The sequence below is a fragment of the Ruegeria sp. C8 genome, assembly GCF_056537565.1.
The window spans coordinates 1-7,792 of record NZ_JBQFRV010000032.1; the positions used below are offsets into that span (position 1 = coordinate 1).

A 7,792-nucleotide genomic window follows, 5' to 3' on the forward strand; every position below is an offset into this window, starting at 1 on the left:
CCTCTATCTATCCCGCAAGCGGCCCCAATGACCGCTTGCATCCGCAAAACAGTCCTTTGACTAAAGCTGTCGGATGACTGCTTCGAGCCCAAAGCAGAAGTTTGAATGGATCTACTGCTCGCATGACTTTAGCCATCAAAACAAGTTGTCCCGTCTGGCATCCGCTTTCACGCAAAAATCTCGACACAATCAAATAGTTGATTTTGTATTGCGTCTTTGGCCAAGTATTAGTTGGAACCATAGAAGGAACGACAATGAAGAAGTTTTTGACGCCCACCGCTGTACTACTTGGGGCTCTGACGGTTGCAGCATGTGAAGATACTGGCAGCTCGACTGTGTCATCAGAACTCACTCCGGCCCAGCAGGCATGCCTCCGTGATGTCGCCAATACGACGAACAATTCGCAAGTCGTGGTGCTGTCGTCTGCGTTCAGCGAGGCGGGAACACAAGTAACCGTCGGCGTTGGCGAGGATCGTGCCCCATGGAATTGTATTGCTTACAGTGATGGCGCGACAGCTGGTATCGAGTTCCTGGGCGACGAAGGCGCATTGTGATCAATTTGGTGCGCGGCTGAACACCGCCGCGCAACACTGGCTTGCTCTTCGGAAAACTCGACTTGGTTTGTAGAATAACCACCATCGTATTCGCGATCTTTTACCTGCTGGCTTTGTTTGTGTTCTTGACGGGTACATTTGGCTGGTTTGAACAAGAAAGAGACCCTTTGTCTGGGGTGTTCCTTTTGCCGTTGGGATTGCCTTGGATACTTGTATCGGACTTGGTTTCAGAGCCATTCAAACCGTGGTTCGCAGCGATTGCACCCGTGCTTAACCTGTTGGCATTGGTCTTAACTTGCAAATGGGCACGCAGTTTGCGCCAGAAGTGAAGGCGGAGCTCTGTCTCACCAAAAAGGAGGAAAACATGGGAAAAGTGATCTTGGGTATTGTGATCGGGCTCGTCTTAGGTGTGGTTGGGGCGATGACCTTGGGTGGCGGGGCCGCGATGGGTGTAGGCGTTGCGACAGGTTTGTCCGCCGGTGTCTGCTCCACATTGAAAGGAGCACAAGCCGAGAACCTGATCACCGCCGAGCAAGCGGATCAGATCCTCAACCGCGTAAGTTCCGAAATGGCATCACCGCAAGGAATTGAAACGACGGGCGAGATCGTCGGTAGCGCACAGGCATGCGATGAGTTTCTGTCAAAGTTACAAGAAGCGAAGTGAAGCTCCGCTTTGTACGGAACAAAACTGTAAGAACAAGCTAACAGGGAACCATCTGATGAAACCCTTATTAATCAAAATCTTCACACCCATGTTCGCAATCGCGGGCACAGCTGCTTCTGCAATGTCTGAAGCAGACGACGCTTGTATCGACCATTTGCGGCAGGTTGGTGGACCAGACGGTCAATCCGGAACGATTGAAAGCTCTCAGTTCTCGGAAGCTGGTACGCTCGTCATGCTGCGAGACGCAGGCGGAACACTTTGGCGCTGCATCGCGTACAAGGATGGAAGAATCGGCGAGATGTCGGTTGTCGAGGCGATGGATGATGGAGGAGGAGCCATGGCAGGCGCAGCCGGATCTACTAGTAGCCAACGTGTCAAATTTGATGCTGGTTCAACTGGCGCAGAACTCGTCGGTGAACTCGCGCCCGGAGCGTCGCAGCAATACGTTCTGGGTGCCAAAAACGAACAGTTTCTTTACGTCCGCGTTGCTCCGCGAAATGGCTCCTTGGGCTACGTTATTCGCAACCCCGATGGTTCTGAACTGTTGGGATTGATGTCGGCGGACAAGGAGTATCGAGGGCAGCTTTGGCAATCTGGTGATCATGTTGTGGAGGTTATCAATCGCAGCAACTCTTCCGTCGACTACAACGTAATTTTCGGAATTGAATAGTTGATCAACCAGAAACCCGGAAATGTATTCCCAAAGAAGCTAGGAAAAACAGATGAAATCCAAGTTCCTGTTGGTGATCGGCACGGCGTGTACTGCTGCGCTTGCAGCATGCGACGATAGTGACGGATCGGTGGATGCAAGTGCACCAACTGTGGGCAGCGCTAGCGATCTTTCGTCATTTGAAGGGGCAAGAGCGGGCCAAGCTGAAATGGGCATCCAAAGTCTCGGATTTGAACTCATCCGAAGCGAAGGTCTGACCTCGTACTGGTTTAACAAGGATACTGGTGCATGTGCTCGGATTACGACGTCTGAGGGAAGGTACTCAGAAGTAGCTATGCTGCCATCAGGTGACTGCTGACAAATTTCCATCAATCCCAAATCTTGAAGAAGGAGCTCAAACTTGCATTTCGACCTGGCACACGCGGCGGTCATCGTAGTCGCCTTGATCATCACTAACCTGGCATTGAAATCGGCTGGCGTGATCAACGAAGAAAACAAGCACCAATGGAATTGGAAAGTTTTTCTAGCCTACTTCGTGGTCGTCGTTATCATCAATCTGGTGTGGCCTATTTAAAGTTCCACAGCGGAAAGCTAACTGCCCACTTGATATGGTCGTCGTGAATTAGCCTTTCCGAGAGACTATCAGGTCGCAAAGGTTTGGGCATCAGAGGTTCAAGAATAGAAAGGAGTTGGCATGCGGTTTTTTGCGTCCCTCATATTCATTGGTTTTCTCGCAACCGCTGCGAACTCTGACGTGACCAGTCGAAATGGCGGTCCAACCAACAGTCAAATGCTTTCAAAGGGGGGTGACGGAGGCGTTGATGGTGTCGCTTTCTTTCGCCCAGTCTTAAGCGGAGTGTTGTATCGATCCGGTTTCAAGGGCGGCGACAAGGATCGAACTGGCCTGAGTGAAGGTCAACGCGAAACTCTGTGCAATGAAGGGTTTTCAACCGGTTTTTATGCCGACTTTGGCAAAAACACCGAATACGGTCGCACCAGTTGTGGAAACGGGTCCCTTGACTATCAAAGCGCCAGATCCTCCCGACCCGGTGCTGTCATGGCGTCCATACACGAGGTGATTGAAAACCCTGGAAAGGGCCCTGTTCTGGTGCACTGTATGTGGGGGGTTCATTCCTCAGGTGCATTGTCGGCGATGGCGCTCGTTCAGTTTTGCGGTTGGACAGAAGAAAGGGCCAAGGAATATTGGAATGATGCCCGAAATGGGGCCCCATGTTCAGGCGGGTGCGACCAGTGGATCGACTCAAAATTCTCCAACTTTAGTGTTGACCCCAAGTTGAAAATCTCCACCGAACAACAGGCAGCGATTTGCCCTAAATGATACCGGGAGGACTATCCAAATGAAGTTCAATCTTCTGGGGTCACTTGCTCTCATTGCACCCACTGTCTTGTGGGCGAACGACGATGTTCTAGGTGAAGCCACGACATTTGATAGTCCCAATGGTGTTATGGAACGCTGTATTCGGATCGAAAAAGTTCCAACGGGCGAGTACAAGAACAGCGATCTTGAAGAAGAAACTGCCTATTGCGAGATCGATTTCTATGCCTCCGAAATTGCCATTTGCCCGAAAACCTGGAGCACCAGCCCAGGAATGGCCGTCTACAATATTTCGGAAGGACCTTACATGGGGAACCGTTCTGAATTCGAGAGAAACGCTTGCAAAGAGGGGAAGGCAGCAAAAGATCTGGCCATGGACAGGGTGGCTAAATTCAAGTCCACCATGAACCAAAAAGGCACCAGTGGAACGTTTTCCACGTCTTCACTGCTTTACTATCATTTCTCCAGATATTTCGACGCGACTGTCAAAGTTCCAGTCGCCGTTTGGCGTAGCATGGACGCCCAGGCGCATTTCTCCGAGGTCGCCGAGCCTGGCCTTGCGATTTCTGGTGGCTCTCATGGCGGGCGCATGAACCACGAAGGCTGGCGGGTCTTCGCAGCTGCGGATGCTGACCCGAACTCATACCAGCCAACCGACGATCTGTTCACCGCAGATCGAACGCAAATATATGGTGTGCTGCTTGATAGCCCTGGGCATCGATACGGCTCGGAAATCAACGGCACCCGTAAATCTGGTTGGGGGAAAGGTCAGAACCGCGATTTTCAGGAAACCCCCGCTTTCTTGGCTTTGCGGTCTTCAAAACCATTGTCAGAGGCAATCGCAGAGGGCGTCGGAGAAGGCAGAAAAGACCGGATGATCAACAAGGATCTCGGTCCCGATGTCAGCGACCAACAGATGGCATTTTGGATGCAAGAACTCTCCGAAATTGTTCTCCTCGACTTCATCTTTAGCCAGCAGGACCGCGTAGGAAACATAGACTTCTCACCCTATTGGTATTGGGTCGAAGACGGAATGCTGAAGCATAAGAAAGCGAAGCACCATCAGCCAAAGGATGGAGATGTTCCTGCCCACGCGCTTTTGATCCGTCGAAGCAATCTAAACGACAACGATGCTGGGGGGCGGGTCGAGTATGCCAACTTCTCGAAATCTACTCAAATGCTGGAGAAAATGCGGCACTTCTCTCCAAGCACCTACCGGCGCTTGGTTGCTTTGAATAATGATCTTCAATCTCAAGGTCCCGTCTACGGCTGGTTGTCGCAAAGCTTTGGGTTGTCAGACAGTCAGATTGCCCAAGTTGTGAAAAACACCGAGCTGGCAACGTCCATTCTCCAGGACAATTGTTCTAATGGTGATTTAATGTTCGACTTGGATCCTGTCGCATTCTTTTTGAGAAACGACACCGAGGTAGAGGCAGTGGACTGCAATGCCCCGTGAGCTTTCCACCCTTTTTACGGCGTTCATTTGGACCGCTCTGATCGCCTGCAAAGCGGTGGCATTGGATGTTATCGTCATATCGGATCTGAACGGAAGCTATGGTTCGGTAAGATACGATGCCCGCGTCGACAAAGCGATTGAGCGGATAGTCGAGATTGATCCCGATTTGGTTATTTCGACCGGAGATATGGTTGCGGGGCAGCGCATCCCCAACTTATCCGACAAACAGGTCAGGGAGATGTGGAAGGCGTTTCACGAGGCCGTATCAGACCCTTTAGAGGCTGCCGGCATTCCATTTGCGGTCACGCCTGGGAACCATGATGCCTCTGCGTACCGTGGGTTCGAGCGTGAAAGAAAAATATACGCAGAAGAATGGGAACCAAGAAAACCAGACGTCGACTTCCTGGTTTCGGATGACTACCCGTTCTTCTACGCGTTTGAGATGCAGGGCGTAACGTTTGCATCTTTGGATGCTACGACCTTAGGGCCGCTATCCGGTGATCAACAGGACCGACTTGTGGAACTGGGTGCAAATGGAGACCCGATTGTGACTTTCAGTCATCTTCCGCTTTGGCCCTTCGCGATCCAGCGCGAACGCGAAATCATCGGTGACTCAACACTTGAGAAAATCTACCTGGAAAGCGGTGTCGTTCTGCACCTGTCAGGCCACCATCATGCCTTCTATCCCGGTTGGAAAGACGGTGTGGCCTACGTCTCTCAAGCTTGTTTGGGAGGTGGTCCGCGTCGGCTTATTGGCGATAGCGCCAGATCACCTCACAGCTTCACTCATGTTAAGTTCCAGCCGAACGGAGAGTTTGGGATAGCAGTATATCGAGGGCCTGATTTCGAAAGGTCGGTAAACTTCAAGTCGCTCCCGAAAGAGATCAGATCTCCGAATGCTGTTTTGAAACGATTAGACCTTGTGAAATGACTAGAGGTTGAGTTTCAGTTCGACTTTTTCTGGGACCAGATCGTTTACCATCTCTTCTATCCGGGCTTCTGAAAGTCCTCCCGAGGTGATGAAAAGCAACGAAACGCGAGATTTTCCTGGGACGTGGTGTTTTCTGACAAGCTTCCAGCCAGCGTCTGCGGCCATGGCTTCAATGTCTCGGCTGACTTTCAATGAGTGTTCTTCATCCGAAGCCTTGAGCGAAACTTCCACGCCCTTGTTTCGCCCTCCGAGCCAAATGAAGCACCAACACACAATCGCCACCAGAGTGGCCATCAGCGGTAAGCCCAAACCGACGGCAAGACCAAGAACCGTTACGATTATCATTTCGACTGTATCGACCGGATCATCCAGATTGGAGCGGAACCTGAGCAACGCGCCGATGCCAAAAATAACGAACCCAATCATTGACCCGTGCTGGACTACCAGGAATCCCACAGCCATTCCAATTAGCGCGTAAAGGAAGAACAGTCTGGGCATAACCAGATCGCTGACACTTCGGCGTGCTTTACGTCGAACGGGATGATAAACAATCAAAGCGGTCAAAATGATCGTTACAATGACGTCTAGCGTGAAAAAGTAGAGTTCCTGCTTGCCGCGGAACTGAGTCCAGCCTCTTTCAATCACTATCTCTGATTCGGACGTTCCTGCGAGCAAGGAAGCAGGATCAATTTGAGAATAGCCAATACTAGGCAAAAGCACGGCCGAAAGGACCGATGCTATTGAAAACAGCTTACTCAAAAGTCTTTCCCTCCCGCTGTACCGTCGAATAGTCGCTCCAAAGTGCGTAACTTGAAGCAATCACTCCACACCTCTCGACCAAGTCGCACGCCCATAAACTAATTCAACCCTATGAATTTACATTCGGTAAAGCCTTGCGGGATCAAACATCATACTTCCGCAAAATACTGTGTTAGGTTGGACAACATCGATTTTTGATCGAATATGAACCAGATCCACACAAGCGCAGATTTATCTCGAATGAACCAGTCAAATGACCGGCACAAACGAAGAGTAGCGAAGGTAATTTGCGCGAGCCTTGCTGTGGTCGCCAACACTTTGGCGTTAACCAGCCCAGTGAGAGCGCAGACTGATATGTTGGAACTTATTGAGTCTTACAAAGTGGCAGACAAATCAGAGGGCTTTTCTGAGCCATCCGGATTGTCGCTTTCCAGTGTTCATGGATTCTTGTGGGCAGTAAGCGATGAAGCATCGAAGCTGCACCTTCTGGGAGTAGATGGAGAGCTAAAGAATTCGTTCAAACTTCCAGAACATCTAGGTGCAGACTTGGAAGGTGTCGCTGGAAGAAATGATGGGTCTGTATTGCTGTTACAAGAAACTGACCGATCTATTGTAACGGTCCAACCTACGGACCCAATCAAAGTCAATTCTACTCCACTTTCTTCACTCAGGGGCTACGGCAAAGTTGCGGAAATGCTTGCTGAGAACCCTTTGAACAAGGGACCGGAAGGGATCACTGTAGATCAAGACTCTGGGCAAGTATTCGTAGTCATTGAGGGCCAGCCAAGGCTTCTGCTCGTCATTTCCTCGGAAATTGATGAAATTATTGGAGTAGTTCCATTAACGGCTGAAGCTGGTTTTGTTTCATCTCGTGCCGACGATGACGAATTAGACATCAGTGGGATCGCCTGGTCCGGCGAGACCAAGTCTTTATGGATACTCAGCGATGAAGGGCGCCGAATATTCGTTTTTGATCCTGAAGTTCTGACGGTCAAAACTATCGACTTAATTTACTCCAAAAAGGATGAAGTAAAGGAAGTGAAGAACCCTGAGGGGATAGCTTTGGATGAAAGTGGTGGCGTTCTATACATCTTGACCGATGATGGAAAAAAGTCACGCCTCTACGCATTTGTCTTACCGCAAGTTTGATTCCCGAAACAAACTCGCATTGGCTTGTCGCATTCAATTGTACAAAAAGGAAATGGCCACCTCTTCCCGCATCTCGGGAGTTGCGAATCCCAGTTTCGAATGTCCGGTTTGGGCTGCGACCAGCTATTCATGCAGGCCGCGGAGAATGGCCACGTCGGAGCCCAAAGCAGACACACCCGTAGCAAAATGATATGGTCATAGAACCAGAGGCGCTCATACATTCAGGAACCGTACTTTACGGAGTTCGGACAAATGATCATGCGCATCTTTCAG

General features: G+C 50.5%; 10 protein-coding genes. 9 read left to right on the top strand and 1 reads right to left on the bottom strand.

The window, feature by feature from the left end:
• Nucleotides 1-254: 254 nt before the first annotated feature.
• The 8 genes from ACR0KL_RS22560 to ACR0KL_RS22595 all read left to right on the top strand — a co-directional run bounded on the left by ACR0KL_RS22560 (nt 255) and on the right by ACR0KL_RS22595 (nt 5,611).
• Complete coding sequence (locus tag ACR0KL_RS22560; protein ID WP_170644394.1) at nt 255-554, top strand: hypothetical protein; 300 nt, start codon at nt 255-257, stop codon at nt 552-554.
• Nucleotides 555-918: 364 nt separating this feature from the next.
• A complete protein-coding gene (locus ACR0KL_RS22565) occupies nt 919-1,218 on the top strand; it encodes a hypothetical protein (protein WP_170681738.1) in 300 nt (99 codons plus the stop codon).
• Between the two features lie 55 nt (nt 1,219-1,273).
• Nucleotides 1,274-1,888 (top strand): hypothetical protein, encoded by a 615-nt coding sequence (locus tag ACR0KL_RS22570; protein WP_170681740.1) that lies wholly within the window; start codon nt 1,274-1,276, stop codon nt 1,886-1,888.
• Nucleotides 1,889-1,940: 52 nt separating this feature from the next.
• Nucleotides 1,941-2,246, top strand: a complete 306-nt coding sequence (locus tag ACR0KL_RS22575; protein ID WP_480555596.1) for a hypothetical protein — start codon at nt 1,941-1,943, stop codon at nt 2,244-2,246.
• 42 nt (nt 2,247-2,288) lie between these two features.
• Nucleotides 2,289-2,462: a hypothetical protein gene (locus ACR0KL_RS22580; RefSeq protein ID WP_170355752.1), complete on the top strand. Its 174-nt coding sequence runs from the start codon at nt 2,289-2,291 to the stop codon at nt 2,460-2,462.
• Nucleotides 2,463-2,582: 120 nt separating this feature from the next.
• Nucleotides 2,583-3,227 carry a protein-tyrosine phosphatase family protein gene (locus ACR0KL_RS22585; protein WP_170681742.1) on the top strand — a complete coding sequence of 215 codons (645 nt, stop codon included), beginning with the start codon at nt 2,583-2,585 and terminating at the stop codon, nt 3,225-3,227.
• Between the two features lie 19 nt (nt 3,228-3,246).
• Nucleotides 3,247-4,680, top strand: a complete 1,434-nt coding sequence (locus ACR0KL_RS22590) for a hypothetical protein (RefSeq protein ID WP_170681744.1) — start codon at nt 3,247-3,249, stop codon at nt 4,678-4,680.
• Nucleotides 4,670-5,611: a metallophosphoesterase gene (locus ACR0KL_RS22595; RefSeq protein ID WP_170681746.1), complete on the top strand. Its 942-nt coding sequence runs from the start codon at nt 4,670-4,672 to the stop codon at nt 5,609-5,611. Before ACR0KL_RS22590 ends, ACR0KL_RS22595 begins: the two co-directional genes overlap by 11 nt.
• Here ACR0KL_RS22595 and ACR0KL_RS22600 read toward each other — a convergent pair whose 3' ends face one another.
• Nucleotides 5,612-6,370, bottom strand: a complete 759-nt coding sequence (locus ACR0KL_RS22600; protein ID WP_170465773.1) for a DUF4956 domain-containing protein — start codon at nt 6,368-6,370, stop codon at nt 5,612-5,614.
• Between the two features lie 354 nt (nt 6,371-6,724).
• Here ACR0KL_RS22600 and ACR0KL_RS22605 point away from each other — a divergent pair, with 354 nt between their 5' ends.
• Nucleotides 6,725-7,519, top strand: a complete 795-nt coding sequence (locus ACR0KL_RS22605) for an SdiA-regulated domain-containing protein (RefSeq protein ID WP_170556650.1) — start codon at nt 6,725-6,727, stop codon at nt 7,517-7,519.
• Nucleotides 7,520-7,792 lie beyond the last annotated feature (273 nt).